Annotated in this window: 15 protein-coding genes and 1 pseudogene; 6 read left to right on the forward strand and 10 right to left on the reverse strand. The window is 74.3% G+C overall.

Going from position 1 to position 19,084, the window contains the following annotated elements; genetic code table 11:
• Nucleotide 1 precedes the first annotated feature (1 nt).
• Together GA0070609_RS25000 and thrS are read right to left on the reverse strand one after the other, a co-directional pair.
• Nucleotides 2-880, reverse strand: coding sequence for an alpha/beta fold hydrolase (locus GA0070609_RS25000; protein WP_088996048.1), 879 nt, complete (start codon nucleotides 878-880; stop codon nucleotides 2-4).
• Between the two features lie 93 nt (nucleotides 881-973).
• Nucleotides 974-2,194 (reverse strand): annotated as a pseudogene (gene thrS / locus GA0070609_RS25005) (threonine--tRNA ligase); the annotation flags it as partial.
• Between the two features lie 505 nt (nucleotides 2,195-2,699).
• Between thrS and GA0070609_RS25010 the strand changes: the two are divergent.
• The gene (locus GA0070609_RS25010; protein ID WP_088996050.1) at nucleotides 2,700-3,317 is read left to right on the forward strand and encodes a DedA family protein; all 618 of its coding nucleotides are present in this window, start codon (nucleotides 2,700-2,702) and stop codon (nucleotides 3,315-3,317) included.
• A 178-nt stretch (nucleotides 3,318-3,495) separates the two neighbouring features.
• Nucleotides 3,496-4,263 carry a DUF998 domain-containing protein gene (locus GA0070609_RS25015; RefSeq protein ID WP_088996051.1) on the forward strand — a complete coding sequence of 256 codons (768 nt, stop codon included), beginning with the start codon at nucleotides 3,496-3,498 and terminating at the stop codon, nucleotides 4,261-4,263.
• Here the strand turns inward: GA0070609_RS25015 and GA0070609_RS25020 are convergent.
• On the reverse strand, nucleotides 4,241-5,644 hold the full coding sequence (locus GA0070609_RS25020; RefSeq protein WP_088996052.1) for an NAD(P)H-quinone dehydrogenase: 1,404 nt from the start codon (nucleotides 5,642-5,644) through the stop codon (nucleotides 4,241-4,243). The two genes, GA0070609_RS25015 and GA0070609_RS25020, sit on opposite strands and share 23 nt — an antisense overlap.
• 106 nt (nucleotides 5,645-5,750) lie before the next feature.
• On the opposite strand from GA0070609_RS25020, the gene GA0070609_RS25025 reads away from it, so the two are divergent.
• The gene (locus GA0070609_RS25025) at nucleotides 5,751-6,206 is read left to right on the forward strand and encodes a gamma-glutamylcyclotransferase (protein ID WP_088996053.1); all 456 of its coding nucleotides are present in this window, start codon (nucleotides 5,751-5,753) and stop codon (nucleotides 6,204-6,206) included.
• Nucleotides 6,207-6,282: 76 nt separating this feature from the next.
• Here the strand turns inward: GA0070609_RS25025 and GA0070609_RS25030 are convergent, their stop codons facing one another.
• The 4 genes from GA0070609_RS25030 to GA0070609_RS25045 form a co-directional block, all read right to left on the reverse strand.
• On the reverse strand, nucleotides 6,283-7,245 hold the full coding sequence (locus GA0070609_RS25030) for a GNAT family N-acetyltransferase (RefSeq protein WP_088996054.1): 963 nt from the start codon (nucleotides 7,243-7,245) through the stop codon (nucleotides 6,283-6,285).
• A 96-nt stretch (nucleotides 7,246-7,341) separates the two neighbouring features.
• Nucleotides 7,342-8,082, reverse strand: coding sequence for an SCO6745 family protein (locus GA0070609_RS25035; protein WP_088996055.1), 741 nt, complete (start codon nucleotides 8,080-8,082; stop codon nucleotides 7,342-7,344).
• A 139-nt stretch (nucleotides 8,083-8,221) separates the two neighbouring features.
• Nucleotides 8,222-9,133 (reverse strand): hypothetical protein, encoded by a 912-nt coding sequence (locus GA0070609_RS25040; protein WP_088996056.1) that lies wholly within the window; start codon nucleotides 9,131-9,133, stop codon nucleotides 8,222-8,224.
• A 4-nt stretch (nucleotides 9,134-9,137) separates the two neighbouring features.
• Nucleotides 9,138-9,767 (reverse strand): MBL fold metallo-hydrolase, encoded by a 630-nt coding sequence (locus tag GA0070609_RS25045; protein ID WP_088996057.1) that lies wholly within the window; start codon nucleotides 9,765-9,767, stop codon nucleotides 9,138-9,140.
• A 117-nt stretch (nucleotides 9,768-9,884) separates the two neighbouring features.
• On the opposite strand from GA0070609_RS25045, the gene GA0070609_RS25050 reads away from it, so the two are divergent.
• On the forward strand, nucleotides 9,885-10,823 hold the full coding sequence (locus GA0070609_RS25050; RefSeq protein ID WP_088996058.1) for a DUF4349 domain-containing protein: 939 nt from the start codon (nucleotides 9,885-9,887) through the stop codon (nucleotides 10,821-10,823).
• Here GA0070609_RS25050 and GA0070609_RS25055 read toward each other — a convergent pair.
• Together GA0070609_RS25055 and GA0070609_RS25060 are read right to left on the reverse strand one after the other, a co-directional pair.
• On the reverse strand, nucleotides 10,780-12,039 hold the full coding sequence (locus GA0070609_RS25055; RefSeq protein ID WP_088996059.1) for an amidohydrolase: 1,260 nt from the start codon (nucleotides 12,037-12,039) through the stop codon (nucleotides 10,780-10,782). The two genes, GA0070609_RS25050 and GA0070609_RS25055, sit on opposite strands and share 44 nt — an antisense overlap.
• A 658-nt stretch (nucleotides 12,040-12,697) precedes the next feature.
• Nucleotides 12,698-14,281, reverse strand: a complete 1,584-nt coding sequence (locus tag GA0070609_RS25060) for an acyl-CoA mutase large subunit family protein (RefSeq protein ID WP_088996060.1) — start codon at nucleotides 14,279-14,281, stop codon at nucleotides 12,698-12,700.
• A gap of 205 nt (nucleotides 14,282-14,486) precedes the next feature.
• Here GA0070609_RS25060 and GA0070609_RS25065 point away from each other — a divergent pair, with 205 nt between their 5' ends.
• Nucleotides 14,487-16,553 carry a serine/threonine-protein kinase gene (locus tag GA0070609_RS25065; RefSeq protein ID WP_088996061.1) on the forward strand — a complete coding sequence of 689 codons (2,067 nt, stop codon included), beginning with the start codon at nucleotides 14,487-14,489 and terminating at the stop codon, nucleotides 16,551-16,553.
• A 47-nt stretch (nucleotides 16,554-16,600) separates the two neighbouring features.
• Nucleotides 16,601-18,268: a phospho-sugar mutase gene (locus GA0070609_RS25070; RefSeq protein ID WP_088996062.1), complete on the forward strand. Its 1,668-nt coding sequence runs from the start codon at nucleotides 16,601-16,603 to the stop codon at nucleotides 18,266-18,268.
• Between the two features lie 115 nt (nucleotides 18,269-18,383).
• Here GA0070609_RS25070 and GA0070609_RS25075 read toward each other — a convergent pair whose 3' ends face one another.
• Nucleotides 18,384-19,061, reverse strand: a complete 678-nt coding sequence (locus tag GA0070609_RS25075; protein WP_088996063.1) for a GOLPH3/VPS74 family protein — start codon at nucleotides 19,059-19,061, stop codon at nucleotides 18,384-18,386.
• Nucleotides 19,062-19,084 lie beyond the last annotated feature (23 nt).

Consider the following 19,084-nt stretch of genomic DNA (forward strand, 5'->3'; position numbering starts at 1 on the left):
GTCAGCGGTGGACCCGGTCGAGGAAGTCCCGCAGCAGCCGCACCACCTCGTCGAGGTGGGTCTCCAGCAGCCAGTGCCCGCCGTCGAGCAGGTGCAGCTCCGCGTCGGGCAGGTCCCGCAGGTAGGCGCGCGCCGCGCCGGCCGGCATGTAGCCGTCGTGCGGCCCCCAGACGATCAGCGTCGGCGGCCGGTGGGTCCGCAGGTACTCCTGTTGGCGGGGGAACCACGCGACGGTGCTGCCCTGGTCGGCCAGCAGGCGGACCAGATTGTGCCGCCGCGCCGGTTCGGCCCGTACCAGAGCCCAGGACAGCCGCCACAGGTCGGGGCTGACCCGGTCGGTCAACCCGTCCGGCAGCTCACCGAGGAACTCGCCGCGGAAGCCCGCCTCGCTGACCGCCTCGGCGAGGCGGGCCCGGCCCTCGTCGGTCGGGTCGCGCCAGAACCGCTTCAGCGGCTCGTACTTGGGGCCGTGCTGGTCGGGGTAGATGTCGCCGTTCTGGATGACCAGGCCGGCGACCCGCTCCGGCGCGGCCATCGCCAGCCGCAGCCCGAACTGGCTGCCGTAGTCCTGCAGGTAGATCACGTAGCGGGTGAGCGACAGCACCTCGGCGAACCGGCGCAGCAGCTCGGCGTAGGCGTCGAAGGTGTACCCGAACCGGGCCGGGTCCGGCGTGTCGCTGTAGCCGAAACCCGGCAGGTCCGGCGCGATCGCCCGCCACCGGTCGCCGAGCGCGGGCAGCAGGTTGCGGAACTGGAACGACGACGACGGGTAGCCGTGCGGCAGCAGCACCACCGGGGCGTCCGGCGGCCCGGACTCCCGGTAGAAGACGTCGATCCCGTCGACGTCGACGGTGCGGTGCGCGACAGCTGCGTGGGCCACGGTCTCCTCCTGACCGCCACGCTACGGCCGCACGCCCCGGCCCACGTCGGAACCGACCGGGCCGGGGGCGTCGCCGACCTGCCCGGCGCGGGTTCAGCCCGCGCCGAGCAGGTCGGCCGAGCGGGCGGCCACCACCCGGGCGACCAGCCCGAGCGCGTCGCCGGCGGGCATCGGGTCGAGCCCGCGGCCGTCGCGCAGCCGCAGCGAGACCCGTCCGTCGGCCGCCTCGCGGGGCCCGATCACCGCGACGTACGGCACCCGGCGCCGGGCGGCGCCGCGTACCCGGGCGCCCAGCGAGCCGGCGCGGTCGACCTCGGCCCGCAGCCCGGCCGCCAGCGCGTCGGCCGCGAACCGGTCGGCCGCCTCGGCCTGCCCCTCGTCGACCGGCAGCACCACCAGCTGCACCGGGGCGTACCAGGCCGGAAAGGCTCCCTGGTGCACCTCGATGAGGTACGCGAAGAGCCGCTCCATGCTGCCCACCAGGCTCCGGTGCACCAGCACCGGCCGCCGCCGCGCCCCGTCCGCGTCGGTGTACCAGAGGTCGAACTTGGCCGGCTTGTCGAAGTCGAGCTGCACGGTCGACAGGGTCGACTCCCGGCCGGCGGCGTCCACGATCTGGATGTCGATCTTCGGGCCGTAGAAGGCGGCGTCGCCGGGCGCCTCGGCGTACTCCACCCCGGCCAGGGCCTCCCGCAGCAGCTCCTCGGCCCGCGACCACTGCGCGTCGTCGCCGACGTAGCGCTGCTCCGGCCCGCGCAGCGACAGCCGGAAGCCGGCGGGCCGTACGCCGAGCGCCGCGTGCGCCTCGCGGATCAGCCCGAGGATGGCGGCGACCTCCGCACCCACCTGCTCCAGGGAGCAGAAGTTGTGCGCGTCGTTGAGCGAGATGGCGCGCACCCGGGACAGCCCGCCGAGCACCCCCGAGCGCTCGGCCCGGTACATCCCGCCCAGCTCGGCGATCCGCAGCGGCAGCTCGCGATAGGAGCGCCCCCGAGCCCGGTAGACCAGGGCGTGGTGCGGGCAGAGCGCCGGCCGGAGCACGAACTCGTCGTCGGCACTGAGCCGCAGCGGCGGGAACATGTCGTCGGCGAAGTAGTCGAGGTGGCCGGAGATCTCGAAGAGCTGCCGTTTGCCCAGCGGCGGGGAGTAGACGTGCCGGTAGCCGGCCCGGCGCTCCAGCTCCCGCACGTACTCCTCGACGGCGTGCCGGGCGGCGGCGCCGGCCGGCAGCCAGATCGGCAGTCCGGCGCCGGCCAGCGGGTCGGAGACGAACAGGTCCAGCTCCCGGCCGAGCCTGCGGTGGTCGATCATGTCGCGCTCCTGGTTCGGGTACGCCCCACGGGCGAGCCGGTCCGGAACGCCACGAGGCCCCGGGGCGGATCGCCCCGGGGCCTCGTCGACGGATTGGTCAGTACGGCGCGCCGGGGTCTCCCGGCGTCGTGGTCAGCACCGCACTGCGCATGCCGCGACGGTACGCCGGCCGCGGCGCGGCCCGCACCCGCATTTCCCGGCGGAGCGCGGCCGGGCGGACGGGGAGCGGTGGCGGGCCGCCGGCACGGGACCTGCCGGCGGCCCGCGGCGGCCCGCCGTCGGAAACGGGGGACCCGACGGTCCTGGGCCGCGCGCCGACAACGGTACGCCGACGACCGCCGATCCGCCGACCGCCGACGCCTGCGTCACTTCCCGGACGTCCGATCGTTGGACCTCCGGTGGCGCAGCCGTGTCGGCGGTCACCACCGGCCAGGGCCGTTCCCGGTGGCACCGGCGGAGACGTCAGGCTCGTTACACCCAATCGGCCCCGTCCGGCGAGGTGGCAGTCGTGCCCGAACTACTCACTGAGGTCGCATCGCCGACCTGGGCGTACCTCGCGCTGCTCGGACTGCTGGTCGCGGACGCCTTCGTGCCGGTGATCCCCACCCAGGTCGTCATGATCACCGGCGGCGCGCTGACCGTGTACGGCGGGCTGAACCTGCCGCTGACCATCGCCGTCGGCGCGCTCGGCGTCTTCGCCGGCGACCTGGTCTGTTACCTGCTCGGCCGGAGCGCGCCCGGCCGCCGGCCGCCCCGACCCGGCGGACCGGGCCGGGCCCGGCGGGTCGCCGGCCGGGTCACCCGGGGCCTGCGCCGGCCCGGCCCGCTGGTGATCCTGCTCTGCCGGTTCGTACCGGGCGGGCGGATGGCGGCCTGCTTCTCGGCCGGGCGCAGCCGGTACCCGTACCGCCTCTTCCTGCTCTACGAGGCGATGGCCGCGCTGGCCTGGGCGTCGTACGGAGCGCTGGTGGGGCACCTGGGCGGGACCGCGCTGACCGGGTCGGCGTGGCGGCTGGCTGTGGTCGCCGGGGTGGCGGCGCTCGGCTTCGCGGCCGCCGGCTGGGCGATCACCCTGCTCAGCGCCCGCCAGCAGCCCCCCACCCCGGCCGAGGCGACCGCCGACTAGCCGCCCGGGGCGGGGCTCGGCCCGCCATGCCGGCGACATGGCGGTGTCCGGGTCCGGTCGATACCGCCACATCGGCGACCCGGAGTCGATCAAGCCCGACCTCTAGGGGTGGTCCCCGGGATCGATTTCGGTGTCCGGCCCCGATCCGTTTCGGGTGGTTCCGGCGGCAGGCTGAGGCATGCCTGGAATCCGGAACAGTGGCCTGCTGGCCCTCGGCGGGATCGCCCTGGCGGCGCTGCTCGCCGTGATCGGTCACCTCGAGGTGAACGAGGACCTGAATCCCTGGTCGCTGACCGTCAGCGACTACGCCGTCTCCGACCGGGGCGGCGTGATCGACGTGGCCATGGTCGTGCTCGCGGTGGCCACCGCCGCACTCCTGCCCGCCCTGCGGCGGGCCGCCCCGCCACCCGACGGCGGCCGGCCCGACGCCCGCCGGGCCGGGGCTCGCCAGACCGGTGCCCGCCAGGCCGGGGCCGGGCGGCTGACCGAGGTGCTGCTCGCCGCGTGGGTCGGCGGGCTGCTGCTCGCGGCGGTCGTGCCGACCAACGAGCCCGGGCTGCCCATGGACACCGCCGCCTACGTGCACCGGTACGCCTCGGTGGTCGCCTTCCTCGCGCTGCCGGTCGGCGGCTGGCTGCTCGCCCGCCGATTGCCGGACGCCGCCGGCCGCTGGGTACGCGGATTCGCCCTGGCCAGCCTGACCCTGGCGGCGGTGATGGTCTGGTCGGCCTACCCCGGTGACCGGGTCCTGCTCGGCCTGATCGAGCGGCTGCTCATCCTCACCGAGGTGGCCCTGCTCGCCACGGTCGCGCTGACCCTGCTCCGCCGCGTGGAGCACGCCGTCCCGGTGCCCGGTGCGACCGGCGTGCCGGGGTGGCGCGGGCGGCACCCCGGGGCCACGATCGACGAGCCCCGGCGGCGGGTCACTCCAGTTCGTGGAGCATGAGCTGGCGGGCCGCCTCGGTGATCGAGCCGGAGAGCGACGGGTAGATCGTGATGGTCTGGGCCAGCTCGTTGACGGTGAGGTTGTTCTCCACCGCCATGGTGATCGGCAGGATCAGCTCGCTGGCCTTCGGGGCGACCACCACGCCGCCGATCACCTGGCCGCTGGCCGGCCGGCAGAAGAGCTTCACGAAGCCGTCGGCCAGGTCGGCCATCTTGGCCCGGGCGTTGCCGGAGAGCGGCAGCATCACCTGCCGGGCCGGCACCTTGCCGGCGTCCACCTCGTCCTGGGAGACGCCGACGGTGGCCAGCTCCGGGTCGGTGAAGACGTTCGCCGCGACGGTACGCAGCCGCAGCGGCCGGACCGCCTCGCCGAGCGCGTGCCACATCGCGATCCGACCCTGCATGGCGGCGACGCTGGCCAGCGGCAGCACTCCGGTGCAGTCGCCGGCGGCGTAGATGCCGGGGACGTTGGTGCGGGACACCCGGTCGACCGTGACGTAGCCACCCTTGGCCAGCTCGACGCCGTACTCGGCCAGGCCCAGGTTGGCGGTGTTCGGGATGGAACCGACGGCGATCAGCGCGTGCGAGCCGTACACCTTGCGGCCGTCGGAGAGCTCGACCTCGACGCCGCCGTCGGTCCGGCGGACCGCGTCGGCCCGGGAGTTGTTCAGGATGCTCATGCCGCGGTTGCGGAAGACCCGCTCGATGGCCATCGCCGCGTCGGCGTCCTCGTGCGGCATCACCCGGTCGCGGCTGGAGACCAGGGTCACCTCGACGCCCATCGCGAGGTAGGCGCTGGCGAACTCGGCGCCGGTGACGCCGGAGCCGACCACGATCAGGTGCTCGGGCAGCTCGGGCAGGTCGTACACCTGGCGCCAGGTCAGGATGCGCTCGCCGTCCGGTACGGCGGTGGGCAGCTGGCGCGGCGTGGCGCCGGTGGCGATCAGCACGGTGGACGCGTCGATGGAGTAGTCGGCGCCGCCCTCGGCCGGCGTGACGACCACCCGGTGGGTGTGCCCCAGGGTGTCCTCACCCAGCCGGGCGCTGCCGGCGACGAAGGTCACCCCGGCCTTGAGCAGCTTGGCGTGGATGTCGGCGGACTGGGCCAGGGCGAGCCGCTTGACCCGCTCGTGCACCGCCCGGGCGTCGACGGTGACCGCCTCCAGCCCGTCGGAGTGCACCCCGAACTCCTCGGTGTCCCGGTAGCCGGTCACCACCTCGGAGCTGGCGATGAAGGTCTTCGACGGGACGCAGTCGGACAGCACGCACGCCCCGCCGGCGCCCTCGGCCTCCACCACGGTGACATCAGCGTCCAGCTGGGCGGCGACCAGCGCCGCCTCGTACCCGGCCGGCCCACCGCCGATGATCACGATCCGGCTCACAGCGCTCGCCCTTCGTCGATGCTCACAGTGACTTTCTTCTCCCGAACGCGCTCGACACGCACCGTCGTATTCTCCCCCACCGGCCGGCCGGGCTATCGTCATCGCCGTGCGTCATTACGCCGCCTACGGCTCAAACCTCGACCCCGCCCGGATGCGCGCCTACTGTCCGCATTCGCCGATGGTGGGCACCGGCTGGCTGGAGGGCTGGCGGCTCACCTTCGCGGGCGAGGACGTGATCGGCTGGGAGGGCGCGGTCAGCACCGTCGTCGAGTCCCCCGGCGACCGGGTGTTCGTGGCGCTCTACGACATCCACCCGTACGACGCCGCCCAGCTCGACGAGATCGAGGGGGTGACCTCCGGCACGTACCGCAAGCTGCACGTGCGGGTCTCGACCCTCGACGGGGACGTCACCGCGTGGATCTACGTCTTCGACGGCTACGAGGGCGGGCTGCCCACCTCGTGGTACCTCTCGGAGATCGCGAACGCCGCCGAGAAGGCGGGCGCGCCGGACGACTACGTCACCGAACTGCGGTCCCGTCCCACCGGCACCGCTTCGGCCTAGCCGCGCGTATCCCACGACCCACAGTCTGCTCCCAGCCGGGACCGCCCGGCGAGGCGGCCCCGGCCAGGGTCGTCAATCACACACCGGTGGCCGGTACCACCCGCTCGTACATGTCCGTCCAGCGCACCTCGCGCAGCCCGACCGACCGGTAGAGCCCCACCGGCGCGGTCGGGTTGGTCAGGTCCACCCCCAGCCCGGCGTACTTGCGCCCCTTCCCGGCGTACGTCGTGAAGGCGCGCCACAGCAGCGCCGCGCCCACCCCGCGCCGCCGGTACGCGGGCAGCACCGACAGCGTCCGCACGAAGCCCTCGTCCTGATCCAGCGCTTGGTCGGAGGACTGCAACGCCCCCGCGGGCACCCCGTCGACCTCGGCGAAGAACCATTCGTCCCAGAGCGTCCCGGGCACCCGAAGCGCCTCGCGCCAGCGGTCGAAGCCGGCCGGTTCGTAGTCCAGGGTGTCCCGGAACGCGGTGTCGTAGATCTGGTGGAACAGCCGCAGGTCGGCCTCGTCGCCGGCGCGCAGCGGCCGGACCGTCACGCCCGGCGGCAGCGGCGGCTCGGCGGGCAGGTCGGCCAGCTCCCGGCGCATCCGCACGTACCGCTTGGCCCGGCGGAACCCGGCCTCGGCCAGCTCGGCCGCCCAGCGCGTCTCCGGCGCGAACACCGAGGTGCGCACGGTCAGCTCCGGTCGGCCCCGCTCGGCGGCCCGTTCGGCGATCCGGTCGAGCTGCCGGGCGAGCAGCGGGGCACGCACCCCCTCGCCGCGCTCCGGGTCGACGTAGACCTCGACGAATTCGCGGCCCACGCCGGTCGGGTTCGACAGGATCGCCCAGCCGACCACCACGCCCTCGGGGTCGGTAACCAGCCAGGAGTCGCGCTGCGGGTCGACGAAGGGTGCGGTGAGGGCGTCCCGCACGTCGTCGGCGTCGAAGTCGGGGTAGCCGACGGCGAAGGTGTCGGCGGCGTGCACCACGGCCAGGATCGCGGGGATGTCGTCGAGGGCGGATCGGCGGGCGGTCCATCCGGCGGGGAGATTCACGGGGGTGATCCTGGCAGGCCGGCCCGAGGAGCGCCGCCCAATTACCGGCGGCCCGGGGAGCGCCGCCCAATACCGGCGGCCCGGGTGGGCCGGGTCTCACCGGGGGCTCAGGTGGGACCGGGTGGCGGCGAGCAGGTCCAGCAGCTCGGTGCCGTCGGCCGGGCCGAGCGCCGCGAACGCGGCGGCGGTCAGCCGGTCGGTCACCGCCTCGGCCCAGAGCCGGCGCCGCACCAGCGGCCCCACCGGCGGGTACGGCGGCGGCCAGCCGCAGGCCACCGCCCCGGCCTCCCCCTCCGGCCCGGCCAGCACCGCCTCCAGCGGGCTCATCCCGCTGGCCCGTACGGCGAGCAGGTGCGCACCGGCGAAGTGCTCGCGGAGCAGGCGCAGCCCGGCGGCGGCCCGGCCACCCGGGGTCTGCCCCGGCACGGTCACCGCGCGCCAGGCGGCGAAGAGCGGCATGCCGCTGGCGTCGGCGGCGAGGACCGCCCGGCCAAGCAGGTCGGCGAGGCGCTCCACGGCGGGGAAGGCGGCCAGCCGCTCGTCGCCCCAGCGGCAACACTCGGCGAGGCTGGCGAGGGCCACCTCGAACGGCCGGATGGTTCGGGCCGCCGTGTCCCAGCCGTCGGCCACCGCACCCGGCTCGATGAACCCGAGCGCCGCGGCGGCCGTCTCGGCCCGGACGTCGCCGAGCGCGCCGGCCCGACCGGTGATGTAGAACGCCCAGCCGGAGATGCCGAGCAGCCGGGCCCGGCGCAGCGTGATCGGGCACCGGGTGTACGCGTCGCCGAGTTCGAGCACGATCGGCTTGCTGGCCGCGGCGATCTGTTCCGGCGTCATCCGCCCGCTCCCCGCCGTCCGCTCATGCCGGCACTCCGCTGCGCTGCGTGCCGTCATGAGGCCCCGCCGCGCTGAGCCTGATGATTCGCTCGCTCCGCTCGCTCATCGGGGATCAGTCTGCCGTGCCCGGTTCGCGTCGTCAGCCCCCCTCTTCGGCGTCCAGCGCCTCCACCGCCGCCTCCACCTCGCCGGCGCGGCGGCGCGCGGCGGTGAGCGACCGTTCGGCCGCGCGACGGGCCAGCTTGGACCGGCTCAGTTCCTGCTCGACGACCGCCCGCCGGCGTTCCAGCTCGGCCAGCTCCGCCTCCACGGCGTCCAGGGCGGCGGCGCCGTCGCGTTCAGCCGCCGCCGCGCCGGCCAGCTCCGCCTCCGCCCGCTCCTGTTCGGTACGCGCCTTCGCCAGCTCCTTCTCCAGCGCCCGGCGCCGCCGGGCCCGCTCCGCCCGGGCGGCCCGTTCGGCCTGCTCCGCCCGGAGGGCGGCCCGGTCCGGGCGGCCGCGTTCCGGGCGGGGCGGCTCCGGTTCCGCCTCCTCCCCGCCGGTGACCAGCCGCAGCTGCGGCCGGGGCACCTCGCCGAAGCCGGCGTAGCTCGCCGCCCGCAGCAGCCGGCCGGCGCGGACCTGCTCGGCCACCTCGGTGTCGGAGAGCGCGGCGTTCAACGTCGCCTCCACCTCGGCCAGCGGCAGCTTCCCGGCCGCCGGCGCCCCGTCGGTCTGCGCCGCCAGCTTGCGGACCTCGCCGACCAGCGCGCCGACCACCGCCCGCCGTTGGGCGGAGAGTTCGCGCAGCCGGGAGCCGCGCAGCTCGCGCTGGGCGGACCGGAGCGACTCGGCCAGCTGGGCCAGGTCGGCGACCAGTTCGGGGCGGCGGTGGGCGAGCAGGTTGACCAGCCAGGCGGCCACGGTGGGCCGGCGCAGCTTGGCGATCTCCCGGGCGGTCTTCGGATCGCCGGCCTGACGGGCCTCGGCGGCTGCCGCGTCGCGGGCCGCGACGAACCGGTCGGGCGGAGTGCTGTAGAGCTGCTGGACGAGGTCGCGGGAGGGGCCGGCCATCGCCTCAGCCGTCGATCTTGGTACCCGGCTCCAACCGCTGGTACTCGCAGTTGGACAGCGCGGTGTACTGCCGGTCGAGTACGCCGTAGCCGTTGCTGTTGAGCAGCGCGTCGTGCGCGGCGAAGGCGCGTCGCGGCGCGACCGCCCGGATGAAGTCCACCACCTCGGAGAACTTCGACCAGGGCGCGTGGATCGGCGCGAAGAGCGTGTCGACCTGCACGTCGTCGGGGACGACCAGCGCGTCGCCGGGGTGGTAGACGACGTCGTTGAACAGATACCCCAGGTTGTCCACCACCGGGATGTCGGGGTGGATCACGGCGTGCCGCCCGCCGTAGGCGCGGACCGCCACCCCGGCGGCGGTGAACGACTGGCCCGCCTCGACCGGTTCGAGCGCCTCGGCCGCCTCGCCGAGGGTGCGGGCGAGCGAGGACGGTCCGTACACGGGCACCGGCCGCCGATCGAGCTGCCGGACCAGCGTCTCGACGTGGACGTGGTCGGGATGCTCGTGGGTGATCAGCACCGCGTCCGCCCCGTCCAGCGCCGCCGGCTCGCTGAACCCGCCCGGGTCGATGACCAGCACTCCCCCGTCGTGCTCCAGCCGTACGCAGGAGTGGGCGTACTTGGTGAGCTGCATCGTGACTCCTCGATTATCGAATCGTGACGTCCTGAGCGCAGTCTGCCGGAACCGACGTGCCGACGCGTCGCGTCTGAGGTATCGCCCCGGAGCGGGGCGGTGGAGGAAGGGACGGGGATGGACGGACGGAGAGCACGTCGCCGCGGGACGGCGCTGGTCGCGGCGGGTGTCGTCGCGCTGCTGGCCCTCGCGGGTTGCGGGAGTGGCGACTCCGGCGGTGCCCGGGACTCGGCAGCCGTGGCGCCGGGTGGGCAGGAGGGTGCCGCGGCGGACCAGAACAAGGCCGGTCCGGGGGCACCGGAGCAGGCCGGCGCGGGCGCACCGGACCTGCGGGTCGACCAGCGGGCGATCATCTACACCGGAACGATGCGGGTGCAGGTGGACGATGTGGACGCCGCCGCGCGGGAGGCGACCGCCACGGCCACCCGGGCCGGCGGTTTCGTCGGCGGCGACGAGCGGCGCAGCTCGGCGGCCGACGCGGTGGCGGAGCTTCAGCTGCGGGTGCCGGCGGCGAAGTTCAACGAGGTCGTCGACGAGATCGCGAAGCTGGGCCGCCAGCAGCGCCGGGACATCAAGACCGAGGACGTCACCGAGGAGACGATCGACCTCGACGCCCGGATCACCAGCCAGCGCGCCCGGGTGGAGAGCGCCCGCCGCCTGCTCGCCCGGGCCACCTCGATCACCGATCTGGTGTCGCTGGAGAACGAGCTGGCCCGCCGGGAGGCGGACCTCGCCTCGCTGGAGGCGAAGAAGCGCCGGCTGGCCGACCTCACCGCGCTGTCGACCATCACCGTGTCGCTGGTCGGGCCGGACGCCACCACCGCCGAGGAGGAGCCGGAGACCGGCTTCCTGGTCGGGCTGGCGGCCGGCTGGAAGGTCTTCCTCGCCTCGATGACGCTGCTGCTGACCGTGCTGGGCGCGCTGCTGCCCTGGCTGATCGCGTTCGGCGTACCGCTGACGGTGCTGCTGGTGGTGCTGCGCCGGCGGCGGCGTCGCCAGCCGGCGCCGCCGGTCAGCGCGCCGCCGCCAGTGCCCGCAGCGCGGTCTGCACCATGACGCGTACGCCCACCGCGATGGCCCGCTCGTCCACGTCGAACGAGGCGCGGTGCAGGTCCACGTTCGGGCCGGAACGGCCGACGCCGAGCCGGGCCAGCGCGCCCGGCACGTACTCCAGGTACCAGGAGAAGTCCTCGCCCCCCATGCTCTGCGGGGTCTCGGCGACGCCGTCGGCGCCGAGCGCGGCGGCGGTGGCGGCGGTCAGCACCTGGATGGCCCGGGAGTCGTTGCTCACGGGCGGGCGGCCGCGCAGGTACTCCAGGTCGACGGTGGCGCCGGTCGGCGCGATGACGTCCCGGATCACCTGACCGACGATCTTGGGCGCGAGTTCCCAGGTGTCGCGGTCCATCACCCGCAGGGTGCCGGCCGCGCACGCCTCGGACGGGATGACGTTGTACCGGGTGCCGGCCGAGGCGTGGCCGAACACCAGCAGCAGCCCGCTGTTGGCCGGCACCCGGCGGCTCACCAGCGCGGGCACCTCGGTGATCAGCCGGCCGAGCGCGTCGACCAGGTCGACGGTCAGGTGCGGCCGGGCGGTGTGGCCGCCCGGCCCGGTCAGCCGGACGGTGACGTTGTCGGCGGCCGCGGTGATCGGGCCGACCCGCAGGCCGATCTGCCCGACCGGCAGATTGGGGTCGCAGTGCAGCGCGAAGATCTGCACCACGTCGTCCAGCCCGCCGGCCTCGATGACCTCGAGCGAGCCGCAGGGCAGGATCTCCTCGGCCGGCTGGAAGATCAGCCGGACCCGGCCGGGCAGCTCGCCGCGGTCGGCGAGCTGGGCCAGCAGCATGCCCACACCGAGCATGATCGAGGTGTGCACGTCGTGGCCGCAGGCGTGGCAGACCCCGTCCACGGTCGAGCGGTACGGCACGTCCTTGACGTCGGTCAGCGGCAGCGCGTCGATGTCGGCGCGCAGCGCGACCACCGGACCGTCCGGGCGGCCGTCGATGTCGCAGATGACCCCGTTGCCCTTGGGCAGCAGCCGCGGGTTCAGCCCGGCCAGGGAGAGCTCCCGGGCGACCAGCGCGGCGGTCTCGAACTCCTCGCCGGAGAGCTCGGGGTGGGAGTGGATGTGACGGCGGGTGGCGATGAGCCCGGGTACCCGGAGGGCGAGAAGGTGGTCCAGCTCGAACGGCAGGGGTTGGGACCCGGTGGGCGCCTCCGGCCAGGACGACGCCAGCTGGCTGCCCGTGGGCAGCGTCAACGCACTCGTCACGTCGAATTCTCGATCACTAGAGATGGATGGATCATCAGGAACAGCAGACAGCCTAGACCTCCGGCGGTGACGCTGCGCAACCTCGTTACGGTAGTGATCGGACCGCACAGCGTCACGAATGCCCTGCTGAGAGCGCTCGTAGATCTGCGGGACAGCAGGTAGATCGCGATTGAACGCCGTCATCTGCCCCACACCTCCTACAACGCGTAACCGTTTCGCGGGTCACGAAGTCGAGCGCCGACCTCGGGCCGTTGTTCCGAATTGTCGCATTAGTCGGTTCGATGAACTGACACTCCGACAATTACCCGACCACTCTCGGCAACGAGGCATCCGCCGACGTTCACACGTCCGGGCACCATCCGACCGCACACGGTGTGCGTCCCCGATCACCCGGCCGGGTTACCCGTAAACCTCCCCGGCACACGCCGCGGCCGGTGGGCCGCGCCGCCCCGGGGGACGCGGGGTTCCGGCGGCGTCGCCGGGCCCGCTCCACGCCTGCGCCGCCGATCGGCGGCGGGGTACCTGCTGAAACTGTAGCGCCGCGCCGGCGGCACCGACGCGCCCGGCGAAGTGCCCGGGCTCCGGTGACCGGCCCGGGCACGCCGGCGGCCACCGGCGACGCGTCGACGGCGTCGCCGGTGGCCGCCGGCGGTCGGGCTCAGAACTGGTCGGACGGGCGGTACAGCCCCCAGACCTCCCGCAGCGTTCCGCAGACCTCGCCGACGGTGGCGCGGGCGCGCAGCGCCGCCTTCATCGGGTAGAGCACGTTCTCGGTGCCGGAGGCGGCGGCGCGCAGGTCGGCCAGGGCCCGCTCCACGGCGCCGGCGTCCCGGGTACGGCGCAGCTCGGCCAGCCGCTCCGCCTGCGCCTTCTCGATCGCCGGGTCGACCCGCAGCGGCTCGTACGGCTCCTCGGCGTCGATGGCGAACCGGTTGAGCCCGACCACCACCCGCTCGCCCGAGTCGATCTCCTGGGCGATCCGGTACGCCGACTGCTCGATCTCCCGCTTCTGGAAGCCGGCCTCGATGGCGTCGACCGCCGAACCGTGGTCGAAGACCCGGTCCATCAGCTCGGTCGCCGCCGCCTCCAGTTCGGCGGTCATCGCCTCCACCACGTACGACCCGGCGAACGGGTCGACGGTGGCGGTCAGGTCGGTCTCGTACGCCAGCACCTGCTGGGTACGCAGCGCCAGCCGGGCGGCCTTCTCGGTGGGCAGCGCGATCGCCTCGTCGAAGCTGTTGGTGTGCAGCGACTGGGTGCCGCCGAGCACCGCGGCCAGCCCCTGCACCGCGACCCGGACCAGGTTCACCTCGGGCTGCTGGGCGGTCAGCTGCACCCCGGCGGTCTGGGTGTGGAACCGCAGCATCATCGACTTCGGGTTCTTCGCGCCGAAGTCGTCCCGCATCAGCCGGGCCCAGATCCGCCGCGCGGCCCGGAACTTGGCCACCTCCTCCAGCAGCGTGGTGCGGGCGACGAAGAAGAACGACAGCCGGGGCGCGAAGTCGTCCACCGCCAGCCCGGCGGCCAGCGCTGCCCGGACGTACTCGACGCCGTTGGCCAGGGTGAACGCGATCTCCTGCGCGGGCGTCGCACCGGCCTCGGCCATGTGGTAGCCGGAGATGGAGATGGTGTTCCACTTCGGCACCTCCTTGCGGCAGTAGCCGAACGTGTCGGCGACCAGCCGCAGCGAGGGCTTCGGCGGGAAGATGTACGTCCCGCGGGCGATGTACTCCTTGAGGATGTCGTTCTGGATGGTGCCGTTCAGCGCCGAGCCGGGCACCCCGTTCTCCTCGGCGACCAGCTGGTAGAGCAGCAGCAGCACCGAACCGGGCGCGTTGATGGTCATCGAGGTGGAGACCTTGTCCAGCGGGATGCCGTCGAAGAGCAGCCGCATGTCCTCGATGGAGTCGATGGCCACCCCGACCTTGCCCACCTCGCCGTGCGCGATCGGGTCGTCGGAGTCGTAGCCCATCTGCGTCGGCAGGTCGAAGGCGACCGAGAGGCCCATCGTGCCGGCGCGCAACAACTGGTGGTAGCGCGCGTTGGACTCGGTGGCGGTGCCGAAGCCGGCGTACTGGCGCATCGTCCAGGGGCGGGAGGTGTACATCGTGGGGTAGACGCCACGGGTGTACGGGTACTCGCCGGGGCCGCCCAGCCGGGAGTCCAGGTCCTCCGGGAGGTCGGTCGCCGTGTAGACGCCCTTGATCGGGAAACCGGACTCGCTTGACCGCCGTTCGCTCATTACCGGATGGTAGGACGAGCGGCGGCGCGGACGGGTGAGGGATACCGCACACTGCGTCGACGAAGGTCGACGGGAGGTGAACGTCCGGGCACGTACTGTCGAGTTCGGTAAACGTCCGCCGCGTCGGCTTTCGCATCGGGCGTCGGAACCAGCAAGATAGGGGGGTTGTGTCCCAGCCCCCTCGATTTCCCCCGGTGGCTTTTCTGTGACTCAGATCCCGACGTGGAGCGGCGGACCAGTCAGTCCCCCGACCGGACGCGCGGCACCCGGCACCACCATCGGTGGGCGCTACTCGCTGCGGTCGGCGGTGGGCAACGGCGGCATGGGCACGGTCTGGCGTGCCACAGACACACTCCTGCGCCGGGACGTGGCGGTGAAGGAGGTCGTCCTCCCGCCGGGGCTGGCGCCCAGCGACCGCGACGCCATGTACGAGCGCACCCTGCGCGAGGCCCGCGCCGCCGCAGCCATCCAGCACCCGGCCGTGGTGCAGGTCTACGACGTGGTCACCGAGGGCGGCCGGCCGTGGATCGTGATGGAGCTGCTGGACGCCCGCAGCCTCGCCGACATGGTGATCGAGGACGGGCCGGTCGCGCCCCGGGTGGTCGCCAAGATCGGCATCGCGCTGCTCGGCGCGCTCGAGGTGGCCCACGCGATCGGTGTGCTGCACCGCGACGTGAAGCCGGCCAACGTGCTGATCTGCTCCGACGGCCGGTGCGTGCTGACCGACTTCGGGGTGGCCCGGATGCCCACCGACGTACAGCTCACCACGCCCGGGATGGTGCTCGGCTCGCCGCACTTCATCTCGCCGGAACGCGCCATGGGCCAGGAGTTCGGCCCGCCCAGCGACCTCTTCTCGCTGGGCGTGACGCTCTACACCGCGGTGGAGGGGCGGCCCCCGTTCGACAAGGGCGACCCGATCGAGACGATGCACGCGGTGGTCGAGGACCCGCCCGCCACCCCGCAGCGCAGCGGCCCGCTGACCCGGGTGCTGATGGGCCTGCTGGAGAAGGACCCGAGCCGCCGGCTGGACGTGCACACCGCCCGGGCCATGCTGCGCGAACTGCTCGCCGGCCCGCTGACCAGCACCGCGGCCGCGGTGAACTCGGTGACCGACCCCTACTCGGTGGTGCCGGTCCAACGGCCGGTGTCCGCCCCGCCGCCGGCCCAGCCGGAGCCGAAGCCCACCGGGCAGATCGGCGGCCGGGCGATGCTCGCCCCCGGCGAGTCGCTGACCGACCGGTTGGCCGCGCTGCGCCGGGGCGAGCGCCCCGGCCAGGCCGCCCTGCCGAGCGCCGCCGCGTTGGACGAGACCAGCGCCGACGCCCTGGCCGGCCCGCTGCACACGCCGACCGGCGCCATGTCGCCGCCGGCCGCACCGCGCACCGGCCGCACCTACGGCGGCGCCGACGCCACCCAGCGGGTGGGCGGCGCGGGGCAGCCGGAGGCCACCCAGCGGGTCAGCTGGGGCGCTCAGCCGGACGCCACCCAGGCGGTTCCCTACGCCGCCACGCCGGACGCCACCCAGCGGGTGGGCGGCACCTACGGCGGCGGCGCCCAGTGGTCGGTGCCGGGCACCGGCCAGCCGTGGACCACCCCGGCCGCCGCGCCCGCCGGCGGCGCCAGCCCGGTCGACCGGGTCCGCCGGGTCGGCGGGGAACTGGTCGGCACGGTCAAGGGCTGGCCCCGCAAGGTGCAGCTGGCCGCGGCCGGTGGGCTGGCCGTGGTGCTGCTGATCGGGGCGGTCGCCCTGTTCAGCGGCGGCGACGACCCCGCGCCCCCGCCGCCGCAGGCCCAGCCCACCACCGCCGCCCCGGCCGGCCCCGGTGTCGAGATGCAGGAGCACTCCGCCCGGGGCGTCCGGGTGATGGTGCCGAAGGGCTGGGAGAAGGCGACCGGCGGCGTGTACGTCGACTACCTGGACCCGGAGGACGACGGCCGCAAGGTCCGGGTGCTGAACGAGAAGTTCGGCGGCAGCAGTTCGATGCGTTGGGCCGAGGTGGCCGAAGGCGTCCTGAAGGGCTCGAAGAGCTCCTGCGTCAAGCCGTACAACCAGATCGCGATGACCGAGGCGGAGCTGGCCGGCAAGCCGGCGGCCGAGCTGGAGTACACCTGCGGCGAGGGCGACACCATGCGACACGGCGTGTGGCGCGGCGTGGTGCACGACGGCCGGGTCTACTCGTTCTACCTCACCTCCACCGACGCCAAGTTCGAGGAGAGCAAGCCGATCTTCGACGAGATGGTGAAGACGTTCCAGCTGACCGACGCCGGCTGAGGCAGGGGAAGCGGACGGGGTGATCCGCCGGCGTGCTATCAAGAGGCATGCCGGCGGACACCACTGACATCGACGACATTCGCGAGCAAGCCCGGCGCTGGCTCGACGACGACCCGGACCCGGCCAGCCGGGCGGAACTCCAGGCGGTGCTCGACCGGCTGCCGACCAGCGCCCCGGAGCTGGCCGACCGGTTCGCCGGGCCGCTCACCTTCGGCACCGCCGGGCTGCGCGGTCCGCTGCGCGCCGGGCCGAACGGGATGAACCTCGCGGTGGTCACCCAGGCCGCCGCCGGGCTGGTCGGCTGGCTCGCCGCCCAGGGCGGCTCCGGCCCGCTGGTGATCGGGTACGACGCCCGGCACGGCTCCCGCCAGTTCGCCGAGCGGACCGCCCAGGTGGCCACCGGCGCCGGCCGGCCCGCGCTGCTGCTGCCCCGCCCGCTGCCCACCCCGGTCCTGGCGTACGCGGTGCGCCACCTCGGGGCGGTCGCCGGGGTGATGGTGACCGCCAGCCACAACCCGCCGCAGGACAACGGCTACAAGGTCTACCTCGGCGCCGACCTGGGCGGTGCGCTGGGCGCCGGCGCGCAGATCGTGCCGCCGGCCGACGCCGGAATCGAGGCCGCGATCCGGGCCGTCGGCCCGCTGGCCGAGGTGCCACTCGGCCCACCCGGGCAGGTGCTCGGCGACGACCTGGTGGCGTCCTACGTGGAGCGGGCCGCCGCGGTGATCGCGCCGGACGGGCCGCGGGACCTCGCCGTGGCGTACACCCCGCTGCACGGGGTGGGGGCCGCCGTGCTCACCGCGGCCTTCGCGCGGGCCGGCTTCCCGGTGCCCGGGGTGGTGCCGGAGCAGGCCGAACCGGATCCGGCGTTCCCGACCGTCTCGTTCCCCAACCCCGAGGAGCCGGGGGCGGTGGACCTGCTGGTGGCGCTCGCCGAGTCGACCGGCGCGGACCTCGCCATCGCCAACGACCCGGACGCGGACCGCTGCGCGGTGGCCGTTCGGGACGCGACGACCGGGTGGCGGATGCTGCGCGGCGACGAGGTGGGCGTGCTCCTCGCCGACCATCTGATGCGCCGCGGGGTGAGCGGCCTCTACGCCACCACGATCGTGTCGTCGTCCCTGCTGCGGGCGATGTGCGCCACCCGGGACGTGCCGTACGACGAGACGCTGACCGGGTTCAAGTGGATCGTCCGGGCCGGCGGTGGCAGCGCCCCGCTGGTCTTCGGCTACGAGGAGGCGCTGGGCTACTGCGTGGCCCCCGACCACGTACGCGACAAGGACGGCATCACCGCCGCGCTGACCGTGGCCGAACTGGCCGCCGGGCTCAAGGCGGAGGGCCGGACGCTGACCGACCGGCTGGACGAGCTGGCCGCCGAGTTCGGCGTGCACCACACCGACCAGCTCTCGGTGCGGGTGGACGATCTGCGGGAGATCGCCGCCGCGATGGCCCGGATCCGGGCGGCCACCCCGACCGAACTGCTCGGCCACCCGGTGACCTCGGCGCAGGACCTGCTTCCCGAGGCCGACGTGGTGATCCTGCGCACCGGGGCCGCCCGGGTGGTGATCCGGCCCTCCGGCACGGAGCCGAAGCTCAAGGCGTACCTCGAGGTGGTCGAGCCGGTCGCGGACGGCGACGTGGCCGCGGCCCGGGCCAGGGCGACGGAGGCCGTCGCCGCCCTCCGCGCCGAGATCTCCACCGCCCTCGGCCTCTAGCGGCCCCACCCGACCGCGGTTGATCAAGGGGCTCGCGGCGCCGGGACGCTTCCCGGCCGACGCGAATCCCTTGATCGACAGGTGCCGGGCGAAGGGGGCGCGAGGGCGGGGTGGGTCAGCGGCGGGGGCCGAGGGCGGCGTCGACGGCCTGGCCGAGGGCGACGACGACCAGACCGACGGAGGGGCGGACCACCGAGTCCTCCAGGCTGACCTCGCCGGAGAAGCCGGCGCCGGTGGCGATCTCGGCCAGCCGGCGGCGGGCGTCCGCGGTGGCCTCGGCGCTGATCCCGAGCGCCGGTTCCATCCGGAGCACGGCGACCAGGGTGGCCAGCGCGGCGGTGCGCTCGTCAGGTACCGCCGAGCCGGTGAGCGCCGCGGCGAGCCGGCGCCGGGTGTCCGCCTCCACCGACGGGTCCACCACCGGGTACCGGTGCACGTGGATGAAGCCCAGCTCGGTCTCGTCCACGTCGCGCACCACGCCCTGGCGGCACAGGTCGCCGAGGATCCGGTCGCGCAGGCCGTGCCGCAGCCGCTGCACCCAGGACGACGGGGAGTGCGGGGTGTCGGCCGCCATCCGCTCCAGGACGGCGTCGGTGACCGGCTCGCCGGTGGGCGTCGGGTCGACCACCGTCAGCGCGCCCTCGGAGTACGCGATCCGGCCGGCGAGGGCCAGCTCGATCAGCACTGCCGCGGCCATCCCCAGGTCGAGGCTGATCCGCGGCATGGTCGCCTTGCCGGTCTCGTCGTCGTAGGCGAGGAGGAGCAGCTCTTCGGCGAGTGCAACACCTGTCATGGCCCGTGACGCTAGCCGCTGCG

This window comes from Micromonospora echinaurantiaca, from assembly GCF_900090235.1.
In the GTDB taxonomy this organism is placed as follows: Bacteria; Actinomycetota; Actinomycetes; order Mycobacteriales; family Micromonosporaceae; genus Micromonospora; species Micromonospora echinaurantiaca.

Coding starts and splice junctions, on each gene's coding strand:
- GA0070609_RS25015 (WP_088996051.1), top strand. CDS start 3,496: ATGCCTGGAATCCGGAACAGTGGCCTGCTGGCCCTCGGCGGGATCGCC.
- GA0070609_RS25035 (WP_088996055.1), bottom strand. CDS start 8,082: ATGACGCCGGAACAGATCGCCGCGGCCAGCAAGCCGATCGTGCTCGAA.
- GA0070609_RS25040 (WP_088996056.1), bottom strand. CDS start 9,133: ATGGCCGGCCCCTCCCGCGACCTCGTCCAGCAGCTCTACAGCACTCCG.
- GA0070609_RS25045 (WP_088996057.1), bottom strand. CDS start 9,767: ATGCAGCTCACCAAGTACGCCCACTCCTGCGTACGGCTGGAGCACGAC.
- GA0070609_RS25050 (WP_088996058.1), top strand. CDS start 9,885: ATGGACGGACGGAGAGCACGTCGCCGCGGGACGGCGCTGGTCGCGGCG.
- GA0070609_RS25060 (WP_088996060.1), bottom strand. CDS start 14,281: ATGAGCGAACGGCGGTCAAGCGAGTCCGGTTTCCCGATCAAGGGCGTC.
- GA0070609_RS25070 (WP_088996062.1), top strand. CDS start 16,601: ATGCCGGCGGACACCACTGACATCGACGACATTCGCGAGCAAGCCCGG.
- GA0070609_RS25075 (WP_088996063.1), bottom strand. CDS start 19,061: ATGACAGGTGTTGCACTCGCCGAAGAGCTGCTCCTCCTCGCCTACGAC.